This is a genomic window from Pseudomonas sp. M5A4_2d, from assembly GCF_053345295.1.
This window is the reverse complement of sequence record NZ_JBKEZW010000013.1, coordinates 130,004-147,886: the sequence shown is the minus strand read 5'-3', so window position 1 is coordinate 147,886 and position 17,883 is coordinate 130,004. Positions and strand designations below refer to the sequence as shown.

The following is a 17,883-nucleotide window of genomic DNA, read 5'->3' as shown; positions in this document are numbered from 1 at the left end:
ATCTCTCCTTTATCCGCCAGCTTACGAAAGGCTGGACAGGTAGTCGTCGTAACCAAATTCACGAACCACCTCGACTGTACCGTCGAGTTGTTTCACTACGATGGACGGCATTTTCAGGCCGTTGAACCAGTTTTTCTTGACCATGGTGTAGCCTGCGGTGTCGATGAACGACAGCCGATCGCCGATGGCCAGCGGACGATCAAATTGATATTCGCCGAAGATGTCCCCGGCCAGGCAGGATTTGCCGCACACCATGACGGTGTGTTCACCCTCGCTCGGCGCCAGCTTGGCGTTGAGGCGGTAGATCAGCAGGTCCAGCAGGTGGGCTTCGATGGAGCTGTCTACCACGGCGAGGTTCTTGCCGTTGTAGAGGGTGTCGAGCACGGTCACTTCCAGCGAGGCGCTGTTGGTGATCGCCGCTTCGCCGGGTTCCAGGTACACCTGCACGTCGTACTTCTGCGAGAACGCCTTGAGGCGCTGGCAGAAAGCGTCGATGGCATAGCCTTCACCGGTGAAGTGGATGCCGCCGCCGAGGCTGACCCAGTTGACCTTGTGCAGGAGCGCGCCGAAGCGTTCTTCGATGGTGTTGAGCATCTGGTCGAACAGGTTGAAGTCACCGTTCTCGCAGTTGTTGTGGAACATGAAGCCGGAGATCTGCTCGATGACGCCTTCGATCTTCACCGGGTCCCATTCGCCCAGACGGCTGAACGGGCGCGCCGGGTCGGCCAGCAGGTAGTCGGAACTGCTCACCTGCGGGTTCACACGCAGGCCGCGGGTCTTGCCTTCGGAACGCTCGGCAAAGCGCTGCAGCTGGCTGATGGAGTTGAAGATGATCTTGTCGCAGTTATCCAGCATCTCCTCGATTTCATCGTCGGCCCACGCCACGCTGTAGGCGTGCGCCTCGCCTTCGAACTTCTGGCGGCCGAGCTTCAACTCGTACAGCGACGACGAGGTGGTGCCGTCCATGTATTCCTGCATCAAGTCGAACACCGACCAGGTGGCAAAGCACTTGAGCGCCAGCAGGGCCTTGGCGCCGGACTGTTCGCGCACGTAAGCAATCTTCTGCATGTTGACCAGAAGCTTCTGTTTATCGATGAGGTAGTACGGCGTTTTGATCATTTTTGAGAGCCTGCGGCGGTGCCTGCCAAAAAAGGACACGCATTGTGCCCGCACTTGGATCGAATCGAAAGGTTAGCGGGCGGATTTTGCGCGCCGGGTTTCCAAGGATAGCGCCTGAATATGACTGTCCAGGGGTATGACACCGACCGACGGTGAGCGCAACTGCCTTGATGAAGCGCGCACATCACGTTGAGCCGAGATTGCTCATAAGCCTCTCTGGGCGATCCTTGCCAGCAAGGGCAGCGCAATGGAGAATGACGGATCTCTAACCAGCTTAAAAGTTATTTCTGATTTAAATCAATGACTTATGTTTTGATTTGCGCGCTGGGCAGGCCAGGCGAAACACCGTTTGAGTTGAACTTCACGTTCCGCAAAGTCAGCGCCTGGAAGCCGCAGTTCAAACGTTTTCGAGAATATTAAGTGTTGCAGTAGCCCTTGCGGCGTTTGCCCTTGATTCAGCGCTTATTTTTACAACAAGGCCCCATAACACATGAAAACAAAAATAGTACTCATCGCGTCGCTGGGCATGTTATCGCTCATTCAAACTTCACCCTCCGCCGCAGATAACACCAACGGTAAAAACCTCTATTCGCAGCGGTGTGTGATGTGCCACGGAACAGACCTCAAGGGAACAGGGCCCTTGGCGCATAAGAGCAATCCGCCTACACCTGACCTTACAACGTCTGCTTTCAAGAAACGGCTCAACGATTATCCGGGCGTTATTGTGTCATCGATAATACTTCGTCCCAATGGAGACTTGATTCCAAGGACGTTGCAAGAGAACGGAGTAAAGCTCTCGCCCTTTGCCTGGAAGGTTCAGGATTTTCGCGATTTAAATCAATACATGCAGGGTGTGATTTCAAACACTCGATGAGGGTGAGAAGTGAGGTGGGTGCATCGTTAATGAACACTCTCGGTTAAAAGCCGCCTCAACTGAAGCGGACAGCACTGACATCAAACCGTCATCTGCCCACCACCTTCCTGCCACATTCCCTCGCTACTGTCCTCGCCAATGAGATCGATCTCAAGCGAGTGACAATGACTGACTTGAAAGACGTTGCACGGCTGGCTGGCGTATCCCGCGCCACCGCCGCCCGCACCTTTGCATCACCCGACCAGGTGCGCCCGGCCACCCGTGAGCAGGTGTTCGCCGCCGCTCGTGAGCTGGGCTTTCGGCCCAATTTGCTCGGCCGCCAATTGCGCCTGCAAACCACCCAGCTGATTGGCGTAGTGGTGCCCAACCTGCTCAACCCGGTGTTCGCCGAACAGTTCCAGGCCATGGAGCGTGCGGCACGGTTGCGCGGCTACAGCCTGTTGCTGGCGACCACCGACTACAGCAGCGAACGCGAAAGCGTGGTGGTGGAAGAGTTGTTGCGCCAACGCGTCGACGGCCTGGTGCTGACGGTGACCGACGCCGAAAGCAACAGCGTGCTCAACAGCCTCGCCACCGAACAAACGCCGTTCGTGCTGGCGTATCACCAACCGAGCAATCCCGGCTACAGCGCGGTGTCGGTCGATAACCGCGCGGGTATGGCCCTGGCCACGCGTTATTTGCTGGAAGCGGGGCACCGACGCATCAGCATGGTCGCCGGCCCCGCATTGCAGTCTGATCGCGCTCGCCTGCGTTACGCCGGTTATTGCGACGCGATGAAAGCGTACGGGCTCGACAGCCGCCCGGTCATCGAGATGCCGGCCCACACCCAGGCCGAGTTCGCGGCCATCGAGCCCTTTCTCCACGGCCCCCAGGCACCGACCGCGCTGGTGTGCTCCAACGATTTTCTTGCCATCAGCCTGATCGCCGAATTGCGCCGCAACGCCTGGAATGTGCCTGAGCAACTCTCGGTCATGGGCTTTGATGGCATATCGCTTGGCACCCAGATGCACCCGACCCTGTGCAGCGTGGTGCAACCCATCGCGCTGCTCGCCAGCACCGTGATTGATCAACTGCTGGCGCAGATCGCCGGTAACTCCCCGATTTCCCATTGCCTGCCTTGCCATATCCGGCCCGGCGAAAGCACTCAACCCCATGAGGAGACGCTTGATGCGCGCGTTCAGTAAAACCTTGGCAGCCTTGCTGCTGTGCGGCGCGGCCAGCCTGGCCCACGCCGCCGAAACCGCGATTTGCTACAACTGCCCGCCCGACTGGGCGGACTGGGGCAGCCAACTCAAGGCCATCGCCGCCAGCACCGGCGTGCAGGTGCCGCTGGACAACAAGAACTCCGGCCAATCCCTGGCGCAGTTGGTGGCCGAGAAGGCCGCGCCGGTGGCGGACGTGGTGTATTACGGCGTGACCTTCGGCCTGCAGGCGCAAAAAGCCCAGGTGGTCGACACCTACACACCCAAAGGCTGGGAGCAGATCCCGGCCGTGTTGAAGGACCCGGCCGGCCACTGGTTTGCGATTCACTCCGGCACCTTGGGCATCATGGTCAACGTCGACGCGCTGGGCGGCTTGCCCGTGCCGCAAGGCTGGGCCGACCTGCTCAAACCTGAGTACAAAGGCATGGTCGGTTACCTGGACCCGTCCAGTGCGTTTGTGGGCTACGTCTCCGCCGTGGCGATCAACCGCGCGCTGGGCGGTGACCTGGATAACTTCGCCCCAGCCATCGACTACTTCCAGAAGCTCGCGAAAAACGCGCCCATCGTGCCCAAGCAGACGGCTTATGCGCGGGTGCTGTCCGGCGAGCTGCCGATCCTGGTGGACTACGACTTCAACGCCTACCGCGCGCGTTACAAGGACAACGCCAATGTCGCCTTCGTGATCCCCAAGGAGGGCAGCATCAGCGTGCCGTACGTGATGAGCCTGGTGGCTAACGCGCCGCATCGCGCGAATGCCGAAAAGGTCCTCGATTTCGTGCTGTCCGACGCAGGCCAGGCGCTCTGGGCCAAGGCCTACCTGCGCCCGGTACGGCCGATGAAAATGCCGGCCGATGTGGCCGCGCAGTTCCTGCCGGACAGCGACTACGCGCGTGCCGGCGTGGTCGATTACGAAAAAATGGCCGCTGTGCAGGAAGCCTTCGCCGCCCGTTACCTGAACGAGGTCAAGTAAGTGGCCGCATCGGCAAAACACGCCGCCTGGGCATTGGCCCCGGCCTTTGCGGTGCTGCTCGCGTTCTGGCTGTTGCCGCTGGCGCACCTGGTGGTGCTCGGCGCACAAAGCCGCGACAGCCAAGGCAGCGGTTATTGGCAGGTGCTCAGCAGTGCGCAGTACTTGGGCAGCCTGGGGCAAACCGTGATCCTTGCGCTGGTGGTGACGTTGGTCGCGTTACTGATCGGCGGCATCAGCGGCGTCTTTCTTGCGCGCCAGCAGTTCTTCGGGCGCTCGGCGCTGGTGGCGCTCTTGACCTTTCCGCTGGCGTTTCCCGGGGTGGTGGTGGGCTTTCTGGTGATCCTGTTGGCCGGGCGCCAAGGCCTGTTCGCTGCCTTGGGTCTGCAACTGGCCGGTGAGCGCTGGATCTTTGCGTATTCGTTGACCGGGCTGTTCGTGGGCTACCTGTACTTCTCGATTCCACGGGTGATTCTCACGGTGATGGCGGCGTGCGAAAGCCTCGACCGTAGCCTCGAAGAAGCCGCTCATTCATTGGGGGCGGGCCATTGGCGCGTGGTGTGCGACGTCATCGTGCCGGGCCTGGCCCCCGCGCTGGCCTCCTGCGGGGCGATCTGCTTTGCCACCTCAATGGGCGCATTTGGTACAGCCTTCACCTTGGGCACGCGGCTGAACGTCACCCCGGTGGCGATCTACAACGTGTTCACCAACTACGCCAACTTTGCCGTCGCCGCTGCGCTGTCAGTGGTGCTGGGGGCGGTGACTTGGGCCGTGTTGCTGTTGACACGGCGGCTGGTGAAAAACGCGGGGACAGTCCTGTGAAGCGCTCTTCGCTGTTTGTGATTCAACTGCTGTTTACCCTGCTGGTGTGCGCCTTCATGTTGGTGCCGGTGGTGATGTCATTGTTGGCCGGGTTGACCCGCAACTTCTTTGTCGGCCTGTCCAGTGGGTTGACCTTCGATTGGCTGATCCAGGTGTGGCAGGCCTATTCGCCGACCGTGTGGCTGTCACTGCAATTGGCCCTGGCCTGCGCGGTGTGCGTCTGCGTGATCGGCGTACCTGCGGCATATGCCCTGGTGCGGATGAACAACCGCTTCAGTCGCGCCTTCGAAGAGCTGATGGTGCTGCCGGTGGCAATGCCGGGGTTGGCCAGTGCGTTGGCGTTGCTGCTGACCTACGGCCAGTTCGGTACGTTTCGCAGCAGTTGGTTGTTCATCCTCGTCGGCCACGTGCTGTTCACCTTGCCGTTTCTGGTGCGCCCGGTGATGGCCGTGATGCAACGCCAGCAACTGCCGGTGCTGGAGGAGGCGGCGGCGAGCCTCGGTGCAGGGCCGATCAAGCGCTTCTTCAGCGTGGTAGTACCGAACTGCCGGGCGGGGATTCTCGCCGGCGTGCTGATGGTGGTGACCCTGAGCCTGGGTGAATTCAACCTGACGTGGATGCTGCATACACCCATGACCAAAACGCTGCCCGTAGGCCTGGCCGACAGCTACGCCTCGGCCCGCCTGGAAATCGCCAGCGCCTACACCCTTATCTTTTTGCTGATGATCGTGCCACTGCTGATTGCGCTGCAGGCCATCAGTGCTCGTTTGTCCCGTGGAGAGCGTCGATGACCGCTATCACTATCCGGTTGCAGGGCTGTCGCAAGGCATTCGCCGACGGCACCGTGGCCGTGCATGACTTGAATTTGACTGTCGAGGGCGGTGAAACCCTGGCCATTCTCGGCCCCTCCGGCTGTGGCAAAACCACGACCTTGCGCCTGATTGCCGGCCTGGAGCGCCCGGACGTGGGCCAGGTGTTTTTCGGCGATCAAGACGTCACCCGCCTGCCCATCGAGCGTCGCGATGTGGGCATGGTGTTCCAGAACTACGCGCTGTTCCCTAACCTGGATGTGACCGGCAACATCGTCTACGGCTTGAAGATTCGCGGTGTGTCGGCGCCGGCGCGCAACAAGCGCTGTGAAGAGTTACTGGAACTGGTGGACTTGCAGCACCACGGCAAGCGCAGCATCCATGAACTCTCGGGGGGGCAGCGTCAGCGCGTGGCCTTGGCTCGGGCGCTGGCTCCGCGGCCTAAAGTGCTGTTGCTGGATGAACCCCTGGCCGCCCTCGATGCGCAATTGCGCGAGCGGTTGCGCAGTGAGCTGGACCAACTGCTGCGCGGGCTCGGCATCACCTCGGTATTTGTCACCCACGATCAGGGCGAAGCCATGGCCCTGGGCGATCGCATCCTGGTGATGGAGCAGGGGCGTGTCGCGCAACTGGCCAGCCCACGGCAGATCTATCAGCAACCGGCCAACGCCTTCGTCGCCGGTTTTGTCGGCAATCTCAATGCCTTCGTGGTACTCGACCGCACCGCCCATGGCCTGAAAGTCTGCGGCGGTGAACTGCCGTGGCACGCCGCCGACCGCCCCGGCACCGTGTACTGCCGCCCCGAACACCTGCGCGTGATGGAGGGCGAGGGGCACTTGCACGGCCACCTGTTGGCGCAGTTCTTCCAGGGGGCACAAAGCCGCCTGTTGGTGGATGTCGGCGGCCCACAACCGCTGCTGGTGGACAGCAGCGACAACCAGTTGCACAGCGTCGGCGCGCCGATTGCCCTGGCCATTGCGCCGCACATGTTGTTCACCCTGAATGCGTGAGAGCTTATTTTGAACCGTCCGTTTGTTGTTGCGCAGATCAGCGATTTGCACCTTAAAGCCGGCAATCGCTTGACCTATGGCGTTGTCGATACCCTGGGCGCGCTGCGCCGTGCCGTCGAGCATCTGAACGCCAGCTACCCCAGGCCCGATATTGTGGTGGTCAGCGGCGACCTGGTGGACTTCGGTCGCGCCGACGAATACGCCGTGCTGCACCCTGAGCTGGCGCGCCTGCAGATGCCTTGCTACCTGGTGCCCGGCAACCATGACACGCGCGGTCCGTTGCTGGATGCCTTCCGCGATCACGCTTATTTACCCGCCTCGGCAGAGGGCCCGTTGGATTGGGTGGTGGACGAACATCCGCTGCGTCTGATCGGCCTCGACTCGACCATTCCCGGTGGCCATGGCGGCCAGTTGCTGGACAGCCAGTTGCAGTGGCTCGACGAACAGTTGGCGCTGCGCCCCGCTGCACCGACCTTGCTGATCCTGCATCACCCGCCGTTTATCAGCGGCATTGGCCATATGGACCGCGAAGCCTTTATCAACGCCGCCGCTTTGGAGCGCGTCGTTGCCCGCCACCCTCAGGTGGAGCGCCTGTTGTGCGGGCATTTACATCGGCCCATGCAACGGCGTTTCGGCGGTAGTTTGAGTTGCGTGTGCCCCGGCACTTCCCACCAGATCGTGCTCGACCTGCAAGACGCCGCGCCCGCGCATTTCAACCTGGAGCCGGCGGGTTACCTGCTGCACCGCTGGGATGAACAGCAGGGGTTGATCAGCCACAACGGCGTGTTCGGGGATTACCCGGGGCCGTATCCGTTTTATGACGCTCATGGATTGATTGACTGAGGTTTTACGGAGGTTCACTTCACTCAACTAAGTACTTAAACGCTCGTTAGTGCACCGGCCCACTCAAGAGGGGCCGCGTGCTTCCTGCTGCCTTCTTTTTGCGCCCGGAACCTGGATTCCGCGCCGGAGTTCGTCCTGATGAAAGCCACGTTGAATGTATTAAGCGTATTGACCGGCGGCCTGGGCATTGCCCTGAGCCCTTTGGCGAGCGCTGATTTCCTGAGCGACAGTAAAGCCAACTTGAGCATGCGTAACTTCTACTTCAATAACGACAACCGTGACGGCGCCGCCGCCCCGTCGAAGACCGAAGAGTGGGGCCAGGCGTTTATCCTCAACTACCAGTCGGGCTTTACCGAAGGCACCGTCGGTTTTGGACTTGACGCCGTCGGCATGCTCGGCGTGACCCTCGACAGCGGTGCCGGCCGCCACGTGGGCAGCTCGATGATCCCCAACGATGACGGCAAAGCGGCGGACAGCTGGGCACGTGCTGGCGCGACGGCCAAGGCGCGTTTCGCCAAGACCGAGTTGCGCTACGGCTACCTGCGGCCGAACCTGCCGATCCTGGTGAGCAACGATGGCCGCCTGTTACCGCAATCCTTCGAAGGCGGGCAGGTCACCAGTAAAGACATCGACAACCTGACCCTGATCGGCGGTCAACTGCAACACACCACCGGCCGTGGCTCCAGCGACAGCAGCGGCCTGGCAGCGGCGGGCGGCACCCGGGAAAGCAATAAATTCAACTACGCCGGTGCCGACTACCAAGTGAGCAAGGACCTGCTGGTCCAGTATTACTACGCCAACCTCGAAGACTATTACCAACAGCACTTCGCCGGTTTGATCCATGTGTTGCCGCTGGGCGACTACGGCTCACTGAAAACCGACCTGCGTTACTTCAAGACCACCTCCGACGGCAAAAACAGCAGCGCTGCCGGGCGCGCCGAAGGTTATAAGTTCGGCGGCTATACCAAGAACGGCGACGGCGAAATCGACAACAACACCTGGAGTGCCGCCTTCATTTACTCCCTGGGGCCCCATGCGATCACCGCCGGTTACCAGCAAGTCTCCGACGACAGCAACTTCGCCCAACTCAACCAGGGTGGCCTGGTGAACAAAGGGGAGGGTGGCTCCAGCCTGTACCTGTACACCGACCGTACGGTGCAGACCTTCATCCAGGCCGGTGAGCGTACTGGCTTCGCGCAATATGCCTACGACTTCGTCGCACTGGGCCTGCCAGGCCTGAAGGCGTCGGTGATGTATTTGAAGGGCGACCATATCCTCACCACCACCGGCAACAATGCCAGCGAGTGGGAGCGGGATATCTCCCTGGATTACGTGGTGCAGAGCGGTACATTCAAGAACGTCGGGTTCGGCTGGCGCAATGGTATGTCGCGCAGCGACGTGGCGCGCGACCAGGATCAGAATCGGGTGTTTGTGAGCTATTCGATTCCATTAATGTAGGTGGCGAACGCACCGCGCCTCAAGGCTGTGTTGAGGCGCGTGCTTTCAAGGGCGTGAGTGATTTTACGTGCGTCGCCTTGTCATCCTCGATGGGTTGAAAACCGCAGCGCAGATAAAACTGCGTGGCCTGTGGTGTATCGGTGAACAGGCGCACGGCCTGAAAATGAACCGCTGCGTATTCCAGTAGTTGTTCTACCAACACCGTTGCAATACGACGGCCTCGCATCGCGGGCGCCACGTATACCCGGCGCAGTCGACCGATTCCCGGGCCGGCGTATGGGTCGCAGGACATGCCGCCGACGGCAATCAACTGGCCGTGACGAAAGACGCCCAACAGGCACTCACCGGGTTGATCAAATCGATTGGAGCGGTTTTCCCATTCGGTGATAAGCCGCGTCAGGAACCGGAACCCTTCGGCAACGGCCTGCGCTTCCAGTACGCGGATCTGCTGGGGGAGTTCGCCCAGCGTGTGTATCGCAACGTCTTCGCTGGCCTGTATCACTCATATTCCCCGCTAAATCAGACGGCCTTGTACTCAGCGCAACAGGAAACTGTGGTGAGTCAACCGCTCGCCACAGTGGATTGATTATTCCCGTTCACGCCACCCGATTTCTGCCCGCAGCCTTGGCCTCATACAGCTGCATATCCGCGCGCTTGAGCAGGGCTAAAGAATCCCGGTCCGAAGGCTGGGCGATGCTCACGCCAATACTCACTGTGACTTGGCCCACCGACGGAAACTTCGCAGCAGCCACGGCGGCCCGGATTTTCTCGGCGACGACGTCCGGGCTGTCGGGCTCTTCAACTTCCGGCAGCAATACCGCGAATTCTTCACCGCCGTAGCGCGCGACAAAGTCGGTGGCGCGGGTGTTGCTCTCGATCAGCGTCGCCAGTTGGCATAAAACGTCATCGCCTACCGTGTGGCCGTAGGTGTCGTTGACGCGCTTGAAGTAGTCTGCGTCGATCAGCAGCAGGGCGAAGGTGCGGCCGGTGCGTTGGAACAGCAGGCTGTTCTCGGCGAGTTTCTCATCGAAGCGGCGGCGGTTGTAGACGCCGGTGAGCGCGTCGTGTGTGGCCAGGCTCAAGAGGTCGGCATTGGCTTGGGTGAGGTCGGCGGTGCGCTGGGCGACCGTGGCCTCCAGGGAGGCATTGGCTTCCTGCAGTTCGCGCTCTTTGGCGAGCAGCGATTGGGTCATGCTGCTGATGGACCGGCCCAGTTGGGCGATTTCCAGCACCGAATGTTCCTGCGGGAAGACGGCGCCGGGCTGTTGGTCCTGCACTTGCTTGGCTGACTTGGCCAGGCGTTCGATGGGACGGCTGAGTGATGATGCGATGTAGTAAGCGGCAAGTACGAAGATAATTGCTGCGAGTAACCCCAGTAGCAGCAATTTGTAGAGCAGGGTGTGCGCCGGTTGCAGTGCGACGTCCAACGGTTGGCGCACCATGATGTACCAGGTCATTTTGGCATTCGACGGGCTTGGGACTGCCACCGAGGCAGTGACGTAGCCATTGCCCGTGGACCAGCCGGAGGGCGTGCTCAATTGGTCGGGCGGCATGTGTTCGCCTGCGAGCAATTCCGGGTAAAGCACCCTGCCGTCAAAATCGACAATCAGCGCCTCTACCTTGGGGATAGCATCCTTTTGCATCACGGCGGAATCGACAATCTGGGTAACCCAGTTCCAGTGAGCATGGGCGCCCAGCACGGCTATCGTTTCACCTTCAGCATTGCGAATCGGCGCAGCGAAATCGATAAAGCGCAGCGGCTCGCCATTCGCAGCACCGGGTAGCAGCTTGGCGAGCAAGACGGCTTCGTGGGGGTCGCCGGTGTACTCGGCGTGCATGCCTGCCTGAAACCACGGCCGCTGTTGCACCGATTGATTGACCAGCAGCCCGTTGACCGCCTGTCGCACACGCCCGTCGGCGTCGGCAACGCCCATCCACGCATACTCCGCGCGCGATTGGGTGCGCAGCTCCATCAAGGTCAGGATATCCGGCGCGTCCAGGTTGCCCCTGCGCATGATCGGTGCCTTGCTCAACAAGGACACTTCCAGTTGACGATCATGCAATTGCACGGCCAGCAGCGCCGCTGTGGATCGGGCCGTGCTGAGCAGCGTATTGCCACTGGCCTGCTTCATCTGCTCTGTGGCGATTTGACCGACATAGAAGCCCACGCTGAGCAGCGTGAGCAATGACAAGCCGGCAAACCAAAGGGTCAGATGACTGCGCAGGCTGGCTTTGATCATGGGGGCTCATTTTTTAGTGTTTGTTTTGACTCATGTTATGCCCAATGCAAGGGTTACGACCAGCGGTGGATGCGCTTATGTGTTGGTCTTCAATTTGGTCCACAAACGCGTAGCCAATCGTGCAATCGCCGGGGGCAAGTCTTCGACGATAAACAACTTGTCCATCACACCTTTCGGCGGATAGATCGCCAGGTCCTGCTTCACCGCAGGCGTCAGAAATTCATCTGCCGCGCTATTGGGGTTGGCGTAGTGGATGCTGTTGCTGATGTTGGCGATCACCTTGGGGTCGAGCAGATAATTCATATAAGTGTAGGCGTTCTTTTCATGGGGGGCGGCTTTGGGCATCACCACCATGTCCATCCAGAGCGTCGAGCCTTCCTCAGGGATGGAGTAGGCGATCTCGATACCGTTTTTGGCTTCCTTCGCGCTGGTGGCCGCTTGCACGATGTCGCCGTTGAAACCGATCACCGCGCAGATATTGCCGTTGGCCAGGTCGCTGATGTACTTGGAGGCGTGGAAGTACTGGATATAAGGCCGGATCTTCAACAATGCCTGCTCAGCCTGTTTATAGTCGCCGGGTTCATGGCTGTGGTGGGGCAGCCCGAGGTAGTTGAGGGTGATGGGCAGTATCTGCGTGGGGTTGTCGATGATCGCTACCCCGCAGGTGCTGAGTTTTTTGATCGTGTCGACATCAAAAAACATCTTCCACGAGTGGGTGACGTCGGTGTTGCCAAAGATCGCCTTGATCTTCTCGACGTTGTAGCCGATGCCGGCGGTGCCCCACATATACGGGAAACCGTACTGGTTGCCCGGGTCGTTGACCTCAAGTTTTTTCATCAGCAGCGGGTCGAGGTTTTTCCAGTTGGGTAACTGGCTGCGGTCCAGCTTCTGGATCGCTGCGGCCTTGATCAACCTCGACAGGAAATGGTTGGAAGGGCTGACCACGTCATAGCCGGTATTGCCGGTCATCAACTTGGATTCGAGCACTTCGTTGCTGTCATGAATGTCGTAGGTGGCCTTGATACCGGTGGCCTGGGTGAAGCGGGTGAGGGTGTCGTCGGCGATATAGCCGTTCCAGTTGGAGATATTGACCTCTTCGGCGGCGTAGCCGGCCGCCGAAAACGCACCGAGCATCACGGCCACGGACAATTGCTTGATGTGCATTGCATTCACCTTTTTTGTTTTAGATTTCGGAACGGGCACGTACCGCTTCAATACGCATGCGCAGCAGGGCACCGAGGTCAAACAGCGGGCGGGGCGGCAGCCAGCCGGGCTGCGCACGCTGTATGACCGATTGCAGCAAGGGTGAGCTTGCGCCCGATGCCCACTCCGCCATCAGTCGCCCCCACAACGTGCCGCGCGCCACGCCGGAACCGTTGCAGCCGGCGATGGCAAACAGGTTGTTTTCGACCTTGGCGAAGTAAGGCTGGCCGGACCGTGACGCGCTGAGGTGGCCGGTCCAGGTGTAGTGGATGTCTTGCTCGGTGAGCCACGGGAAGCGTCGTTGCAAGCCACGCACGTGGTGGTGGCGCCGTTGCAGTAAGTCGCCGTTGGCCAGGTCACGCGTGCGGTACTCGGCCGTGTTGCGGATCATCACGCGCCGGTCCGGCGTCAAACGCACGGTGGCGCCGAGTGGCCGCGTTGACAGCACGCCCCAGGGTTCGGCGGCGCATTCTTTTTCCGTCAGCGGGCGGGTGAGGCTCGCGCTCAGTTCCATGGGGAAGGTGGCGCTGTGGTCCAGGCCGACGCGGGGGATAAAGGCGTTCAGGCACACCAGCACGTGCCGTGCTTCGATACTCCCGGCCCGGCTGGTCGCGCGAATGGCGCCGTTGCTCATGCGTTCCATACCGGTGATATCGGTGTTTTCAAACAGACTGACCGATGCAGGTAACGCCGCCAGCAAACCCTTCACATATTTGGCCGGTTGCAGCAGGGCGTTGCCGTTGCCGCACCAGATTCCGGCCTGGTAATGCGCGGTGCCGAGCTTCTGGTGCAGTGCGTCGCCTTGCAGGCATTGTGCAGAGGCACCGAGGGCGTGCAGGGTGGCAAGTTTGTCGTCGACCTGGTTGAGTTTGTCGGCGTCATGCACGGCAAAGAAGTAGCCATTGTCGCGAAAGTCGCAGTCGATGCCATGGCGAGTGATGCGCTGGTGCACCTCGTCGCTGGCGGCCCGAGAGATGGCAGTGTCCACCTCGAATCCTGCGAACCCTGGGCGGCCCAACAACTCGTTTTCAGCCGGGTGTTCATGGGCCACCACAAACCCCGAGTTCCGCGCCGAGGCACCTTGGGCGGCGTATTGACGGTCGACGATCACGATGCGTGCTTCAGGGTGCAGGGCCGCGAGGCTGTGGGCGGCACACAGCCCGGTGATGCCGGCGCCGATCACCAGCCAATCGGCCTGTTGCGCGCCCTTCAAGGCGTCGCGGGCGGGTAGGGGGTCGGTTTGGGCTATCCAGCCACAGGTATTGTCCACGTTTGCCTCGGCTGCATGCGTTGATTGCATGGATGATTTAAGTCGATGGCTAGAATTTATAGGGGGTTGGGTGATACAACCAACGTTATAAAATCATCCAGTTATTCGGAAAACGCATGGATAAGATTCGTCACGTGCCGTCCTTGCAAGGCCTGCAGGCGCTGGTGGAAGTCAGTGACAGCGCCAGCTTCACTCAGGCCGCGCATACGCTGTGCCTGACCCAAAGCGCGGTCAGTCGCCAAATCCAGCAATTGGAAAGCCATTTCGGCGTGGCGCTGTTCACCCGCACCAGTCGCAGCCTGCGCGTTACTGTCGAAGGCGAGCAAGTGCTGGCATGTGCGCGCAGTATCCTCGCGCAGCTCAAGGTGCTGGAGGACCGGATCTCCCCGCAGAAACGCCCGTTTCGGATTCGCCTGCATGTGTCGCTGGCCGTGCGTTGGCTGCTGCCGAAGCTGAGTGATTTCTACCGGCTGCACCCGGACATTTCGCTGGCCATCGAGACCGTCGCCACCGAAGCGGTCGAGCCTGCCGGCGACAGTGATGCTTACATCCAATACCTGCCCCAGCCGCCGAACGATCCGGCGTGCCTGACGTTGTTCGAGGAAAAACTGGTGCCGGTGTGCGCTCCCGGGCTGGGGCCGCTGACCACACTGGACGACCTGCGCCACATGGCGCTGCTGCACCGTTCGGTGGACAAGCAGGATTGGCGCGTGTGGCTGGCCGCCAACGGTGCGGGCGCGCTGGAGGAATACCGCCATATTCCGTTCAACCTCGATGAACTGGCGCTGGACGCCGCCGCCCGTGGGTTGGGTGTGGCGATGACCGACCTGACCCTGGCCGTCGAATCCATCGAGCGCGGTGTGCTGGTGGTGCCGTTGGGCGAACCTCTGGAGACCGGCGGGGTGTATGCGCTGTGCCTGCAACCCATGGCGGCGTCTCACCCCGGTTGTGCAATGGTCATGGAGTGGTTTGCACGACAGGCGCAGCAGTGAACCACAAACGTACAAGATTCAGCGCAAACCGCCTCGGTAGACTCGCCGCACTTCTTCTACGGCAGGTTTTCCATGGACATCTTTCTCTACGCCTTCAGCGTCATGTACAGCCCGGGTCCGGTAAATTTCATGGGCTTGAATGCCGGGCTCACCGGCGAATTCCGCCGCTCCACCGGTTTCTTCATCGGCGTAGGCTGCGCGATGCTGTTGCTGTTCGTACTGTTTGGTTACACCGGCGAGGCGATCATTTCCCAAGCGGCATTACCGTATATCTCGCTGGTCGGCGGCGTTTACACACTGTATCTGGCCTATCAGGTGTTCACCGCGCGCACGGTTGTCGAGGACGCTTCACGTGAGCCGGGTAAAACCCTCACGTTCTGGAACGGCCTGGTGATTCAGTTGCTGAATCCCAAAGGCATCATGGCGGTACTGCCGATCACCAGCGTGATGTTGCCGGCGGCGCATATCAGCGGTGCGTCCATTGCTGGAGTGTCGGCATTACTGGCGTGCGGTGCGTTCGGCGCGCCTTGGGTCTACGCGTTGCTTGGGGCGGTGCTGGGGCGGCGAATCAGCGGGACGTCGGCGTTTACCGTCTTCAACCGCTGCATGGGGATAGCACTGGCCGCGTGTGCGTATTTCATGTTTCACGCGTTCTACCTGCACCTGATTTCAATATGAGCAAATCTTGTGTTCGTCTTAAATAAAATGAGTTTGTCTCACTATCAGCATCTGTCGACAATGGCTGCCATAAATACCTACGTTGGAGTTGTATGTCATGGCAGTCGCTCATTCCCTTGGATTTCCGCGCATTGGACGCGATCGTGAACTGAAAAAAGCGCAGGAAGCGTTTTGGAAGGGTGAACTCGACGAAGCGGGCCTGCGTGCCGTCGGCCGTGACCTGCGCAAGACCCACTGGAACCTGCAGAAAAAGGCCGGTATCGAATTGCTGCCCGCCGGTGACTTCGCCTGGTACGACCAGGTACTGACCCATTCGCTGATGTTCGGCGTGATCCCTGAGCGTTTCCGCCCGGCGGATGGCAAAGCCACGTTGCACACCCTGTTCGGCATGGCCCGTGGCGTCAGTGACAGCTGCTGCGGCGGTGCCCACGCCCAGGAAATGACCAAGTGGTTCGACACCAACTACCACTATCTGGTACCCGAATTCAGCGCCGATCAGCAGTTCCACCTGGGTTGGGATGAGTTGTTTGAAGAAGTGCAGGAAGCCCGTGACCTGGGCCACAACGTCAAGCCGGTCGTCATCGGCCCGCTGACTTATCTGTGGCTGGGCAAGGCCAAGGGCGGCGACTTCGACAAGCTCGACCTGCTCGAGCGCCTGCTGCCGCTGTACGGCCAGATCTTCCAGCGCCTGGCTGACCTGGGCGTTGAGTGGGTGCAGATTGACGAGCCAATCCTGGTGCTGGACCTGCCACAAGCGTGGAAAAACGCTTTTGAGCGTGCCTACAACCTGATCCAGCGTGACCCGCTGAAAAAGCTGGTGGCCACTTACTTCGGCGGCCTCGAAGAGAACCTGGGCCTGGCCGCTAACCTGCCGGTCGACGGCCTGCACATCGACCTGGTGCGTGCGCCGGACCAATACCCGACGATCCTCGACCGCTTGCCGGCTTATAAAGTGTTGTCGTTGGGGGTCGTCAACGGCCGTAACGTCTGGCGTTGCGACCTGGAAAAGGCCCTGGCGACTTTGCAACATGCGCATGAGAAATTGGGTGATCGCCTGTGGGTGGCACCGTCCTGCTCGCTGCTGCACAGTCCGGTTGACTTGAACCGTGAAGACACGCTGGATGCCGAACTGAAAAGCTGGTTGGCGTTCGCCCAGCAGAAGTGCTCGGAAGTCGCGGTGCTGGCCCAGGCTGTCACTGAGCCCGAAGCACCGAACGTGCTCGCCGCCCTGGCGCAAAGCCGCGCGGTACAAGCGGCCCGCGCCGCTTCGCCACGCATTCACAAGCCGGCCGTGCAAGCCCGTGTGGCGGCAATCACCGCCAAGGACACACAGCGCCAGTCGCTGTTCGCGCAGCGTATCGACAAACAGCGTGCCGGCCTGAACCTGCCGCTGTTCCCGACCACCACCATCGGTTCATTCCCGCAAACCGCCTCGATCCGCCTGGCGCGCCAGTCCTTCAAAACCGGCAAGCTGAGTGAAGCCGAATACGTCGAAGCCATGCACAGCGAGATCAAACACGCCGTTGAAGTGCAGGAAAACCTGGGCCTGGATGTGCTGGTGCACGGTGAAGCCGAGCGCAACGACATGGTTGAATACTTCGCCGAGCAACTGGACGGCTACGTGTTCACCCGCTTCGGCTGGGTCCAGAGCTACGGTTCGCGCTGCGTGAAACCGGCGGTGATCTTCGGCGACCTGAGCCGCCCCAAAGCCATGACGGTGGAGTGGATCCGCTACGCCCAAGGCCTGACCAGCAAGGTCATGAAGGGCATGCTGACCGGCCCGGTGACCCTGCTGATGTGGTCTTTCCCACGGGAAGACGTGAGCCGCGAAGTGCAGGCGCGTCAACTGGCCTTGGCCATCCGTGACGAGGTGGTCGACCTGGAAGCCGCCGGCATCAAGATCGTCCAAATCGACGAAGCCGCGTTCCGTGAAGGGCTGCCGTTGCGCCAGGCGCAGTGGCAGCACTACCTGGACTGGGCGACCGAAGTGTTCCGTCTGTGCGCCTGCGGGGTGCGCGATGAAACCCAGATCCACACCCACATGTGCTACAGCGAGTTCAACGATGTGATCGAGTCCATTGCGGCCATGGATGCCGACGTCATCACCATCGAGACGTCGCGCTCGGACATGGAGTTGCTGGACGCGTTCGAAGCCTTCGCTTACCCGAACGAAATCGGCCCGGGCGTCTACGACATCCACTCGCCACGCGTGCCGGATGTTGCACAAATGGTTAACTTGCTGCGCAAGGCGGCCAAACGGATTCCGGCCGAGCGGTTATGGGTCAACCCGGACTGCGGTTTGAAGACCCGTGCCTGGCCTGAGACTGAAGCGGCGCTGATCCACATGGTCGCGGCGGCGCGTCAACTGCGCGCTGAACTGGCGTGATCTAAACCTC

Annotated in this window: 16 protein-coding genes; 11 read left to right on the top strand and 5 right to left on the bottom strand. The window is 60.7% G+C overall.

The features are described 5' to 3' along the window. Positions 1-21: 21 nt before the first annotated feature. On the bottom strand, positions 22-1,119 hold the full coding sequence (locus tag ACLBW8_RS25745) for a carboxynorspermidine decarboxylase (RefSeq protein WP_064452077.1): 1,098 nt from the start codon (positions 1,117-1,119) through the stop codon (positions 22-24). Between the two features lie 490 nt (positions 1,120-1,609). Here ACLBW8_RS25745 and ACLBW8_RS25740 point away from each other — a divergent pair, with 490 nt between their 5' ends. The 8 genes from ACLBW8_RS25740 (at position 1,610) to ACLBW8_RS25705 (ending at position 9,104) form a co-directional block, all read left to right on the top strand. After that, positions 1,610-1,993 carry a c-type cytochrome gene (locus tag ACLBW8_RS25740; protein ID WP_447806639.1) on the top strand — a complete coding sequence of 128 codons (384 nt, stop codon included), beginning with the start codon at positions 1,610-1,612 and terminating at the stop codon, positions 1,991-1,993. A 164-nt stretch (positions 1,994-2,157) separates the two neighbouring features. Next, complete coding sequence (locus ACLBW8_RS25735; protein WP_447806638.1) at positions 2,158-3,177, top strand: LacI family DNA-binding transcriptional regulator; 1,020 nt, start codon at positions 2,158-2,160, stop codon at positions 3,175-3,177. Beyond that, positions 3,161-4,165, top strand: coding sequence for an ABC transporter substrate-binding protein (locus tag ACLBW8_RS25730; RefSeq protein WP_447806637.1), 1,005 nt, complete (start codon positions 3,161-3,163; stop codon positions 4,163-4,165). The genes ACLBW8_RS25735 and ACLBW8_RS25730 overlap by 17 nt, the downstream gene beginning before the upstream one ends. Further along, positions 4,166-4,984 carry an ABC transporter permease gene (locus tag ACLBW8_RS25725; RefSeq protein ID WP_447806636.1) on the top strand — a complete coding sequence of 273 codons (819 nt, stop codon included), beginning with the start codon at positions 4,166-4,168 and terminating at the stop codon, positions 4,982-4,984. After that, positions 4,981-5,775: an ABC transporter permease gene (locus ACLBW8_RS25720; RefSeq protein ID WP_064452081.1), complete on the top strand. Its 795-nt coding sequence runs from the start codon at positions 4,981-4,983 to the stop codon at positions 5,773-5,775. Before ACLBW8_RS25725 ends, ACLBW8_RS25720 begins: the two co-directional genes overlap by 4 nt. Beyond that, entirely contained in the window at positions 5,772-6,803 is a 1,032-nt protein-coding gene (locus ACLBW8_RS25715; protein WP_447806635.1) for an ABC transporter ATP-binding protein, read from the top strand. The genes ACLBW8_RS25720 and ACLBW8_RS25715 overlap by 4 nt, the downstream gene beginning before the upstream one ends. A gap of 9 nt (positions 6,804-6,812) precedes the next feature. Then, positions 6,813-7,646 carry a phosphodiesterase gene (locus ACLBW8_RS25710; RefSeq protein WP_447806634.1) on the top strand — a complete coding sequence of 278 codons (834 nt, stop codon included), beginning with the start codon at positions 6,813-6,815 and terminating at the stop codon, positions 7,644-7,646. A gap of 138 nt (positions 7,647-7,784) precedes the next feature. After that, complete coding sequence (locus tag ACLBW8_RS25705; RefSeq protein WP_447806633.1) at positions 7,785-9,104, top strand: OprD family porin; 1,320 nt, start codon at positions 7,785-7,787, stop codon at positions 9,102-9,104. Positions 9,105-9,123: 19 nt separating this feature from the next. Here ACLBW8_RS25705 and ACLBW8_RS25700 read toward each other — a convergent pair whose 3' ends face one another. The 4 genes from ACLBW8_RS25700 to ACLBW8_RS25685 form a co-directional block, all read right to left on the bottom strand. Next, positions 9,124-9,606 carry a GNAT family N-acetyltransferase gene (locus ACLBW8_RS25700; RefSeq protein ID WP_447806632.1) on the bottom strand — a complete coding sequence of 161 codons (483 nt, stop codon included), beginning with the start codon at positions 9,604-9,606 and terminating at the stop codon, positions 9,124-9,126. Between the two features lie 94 nt (positions 9,607-9,700). Then, positions 9,701-11,344, bottom strand: coding sequence for a diguanylate cyclase (locus ACLBW8_RS25695; protein ID WP_447806631.1), 1,644 nt, complete (start codon positions 11,342-11,344; stop codon positions 9,701-9,703). Between the two features lie 75 nt (positions 11,345-11,419). Beyond that, on the bottom strand, positions 11,420-12,508 hold the full coding sequence (locus ACLBW8_RS25690) for a polyamine ABC transporter substrate-binding protein (RefSeq protein WP_262667697.1): 1,089 nt from the start codon (positions 12,506-12,508) through the stop codon (positions 11,420-11,422). Positions 12,509-12,527: 19 nt separating this feature from the next. Then, on the bottom strand, positions 12,528-13,817 hold the full coding sequence (locus ACLBW8_RS25685) for an NAD(P)/FAD-dependent oxidoreductase (protein ID WP_447806630.1): 1,290 nt from the start codon (positions 13,815-13,817) through the stop codon (positions 12,528-12,530). Positions 13,818-13,933: 116 nt separating this feature from the next. Here ACLBW8_RS25685 and ACLBW8_RS25680 point away from each other — a divergent pair, with 116 nt between their 5' ends. From ACLBW8_RS25680 to metE, 3 genes are all read left to right on the top strand, one after another. Then, on the top strand, positions 13,934-14,809 hold the full coding sequence (locus tag ACLBW8_RS25680) for a LysR substrate-binding domain-containing protein (RefSeq protein ID WP_447806629.1): 876 nt from the start codon (positions 13,934-13,936) through the stop codon (positions 14,807-14,809). A 72-nt stretch (positions 14,810-14,881) separates the two neighbouring features. Next, the gene (locus ACLBW8_RS25675) at positions 14,882-15,487 is read left to right on the top strand and encodes a LysE family translocator (RefSeq protein WP_447806628.1); all 606 of its coding nucleotides are present in this window, start codon (positions 14,882-14,884) and stop codon (positions 15,485-15,487) included. Positions 15,488-15,584: 97 nt separating this feature from the next. Then, positions 15,585-17,873 carry a 5-methyltetrahydropteroyltriglutamate--homocysteine S-methyltransferase gene (gene metE, locus ACLBW8_RS25670; RefSeq protein ID WP_447806627.1) on the top strand — a complete coding sequence of 763 codons (2,289 nt, stop codon included), beginning with the start codon at positions 15,585-15,587 and terminating at the stop codon, positions 17,871-17,873. The last annotated feature ends 10 nt before the right edge of the window (positions 17,874-17,883 follow it).

Coding starts and splice junctions, on each gene's coding strand:
- ACLBW8_RS25690 (WP_262667697.1), bottom strand. CDS start 12,508: ATGCACATCAAGCAATTGTCCGTGGCCGTGATGCTCGGTGCGTTTTCG.
- ACLBW8_RS25740 (WP_447806639.1), top strand. CDS start 1,610: ATGAAAACAAAAATAGTACTCATCGCGTCGCTGGGCATGTTATCGCTC.
- ACLBW8_RS25705 (WP_447806633.1), top strand. CDS start 7,785: ATGAAAGCCACGTTGAATGTATTAAGCGTATTGACCGGCGGCCTGGGC.
- ACLBW8_RS25735 (WP_447806638.1), top strand. CDS start 2,158: ATGACTGACTTGAAAGACGTTGCACGGCTGGCTGGCGTATCCCGCGCC.
- metE (WP_447806627.1), top strand. CDS start 15,585: ATGGCAGTCGCTCATTCCCTTGGATTTCCGCGCATTGGACGCGATCGT.
- ACLBW8_RS25730 (WP_447806637.1), top strand. CDS start 3,161: ATGCGCGCGTTCAGTAAAACCTTGGCAGCCTTGCTGCTGTGCGGCGCG.
- ACLBW8_RS25715 (WP_447806635.1), top strand. CDS start 5,772: ATGACCGCTATCACTATCCGGTTGCAGGGCTGTCGCAAGGCATTCGCC.
- ACLBW8_RS25745 (WP_064452077.1), bottom strand. CDS start 1,119: ATGATCAAAACGCCGTACTACCTCATCGATAAACAGAAGCTTCTGGTC.
- ACLBW8_RS25675 (WP_447806628.1), top strand. CDS start 14,882: ATGGACATCTTTCTCTACGCCTTCAGCGTCATGTACAGCCCGGGTCCG.
- ACLBW8_RS25680 (WP_447806629.1), top strand. CDS start 13,934: ATGGATAAGATTCGTCACGTGCCGTCCTTGCAAGGCCTGCAGGCGCTG.
- ACLBW8_RS25695 (WP_447806631.1), bottom strand. CDS start 11,344: ATGATCAAAGCCAGCCTGCGCAGTCATCTGACCCTTTGGTTTGCCGGC.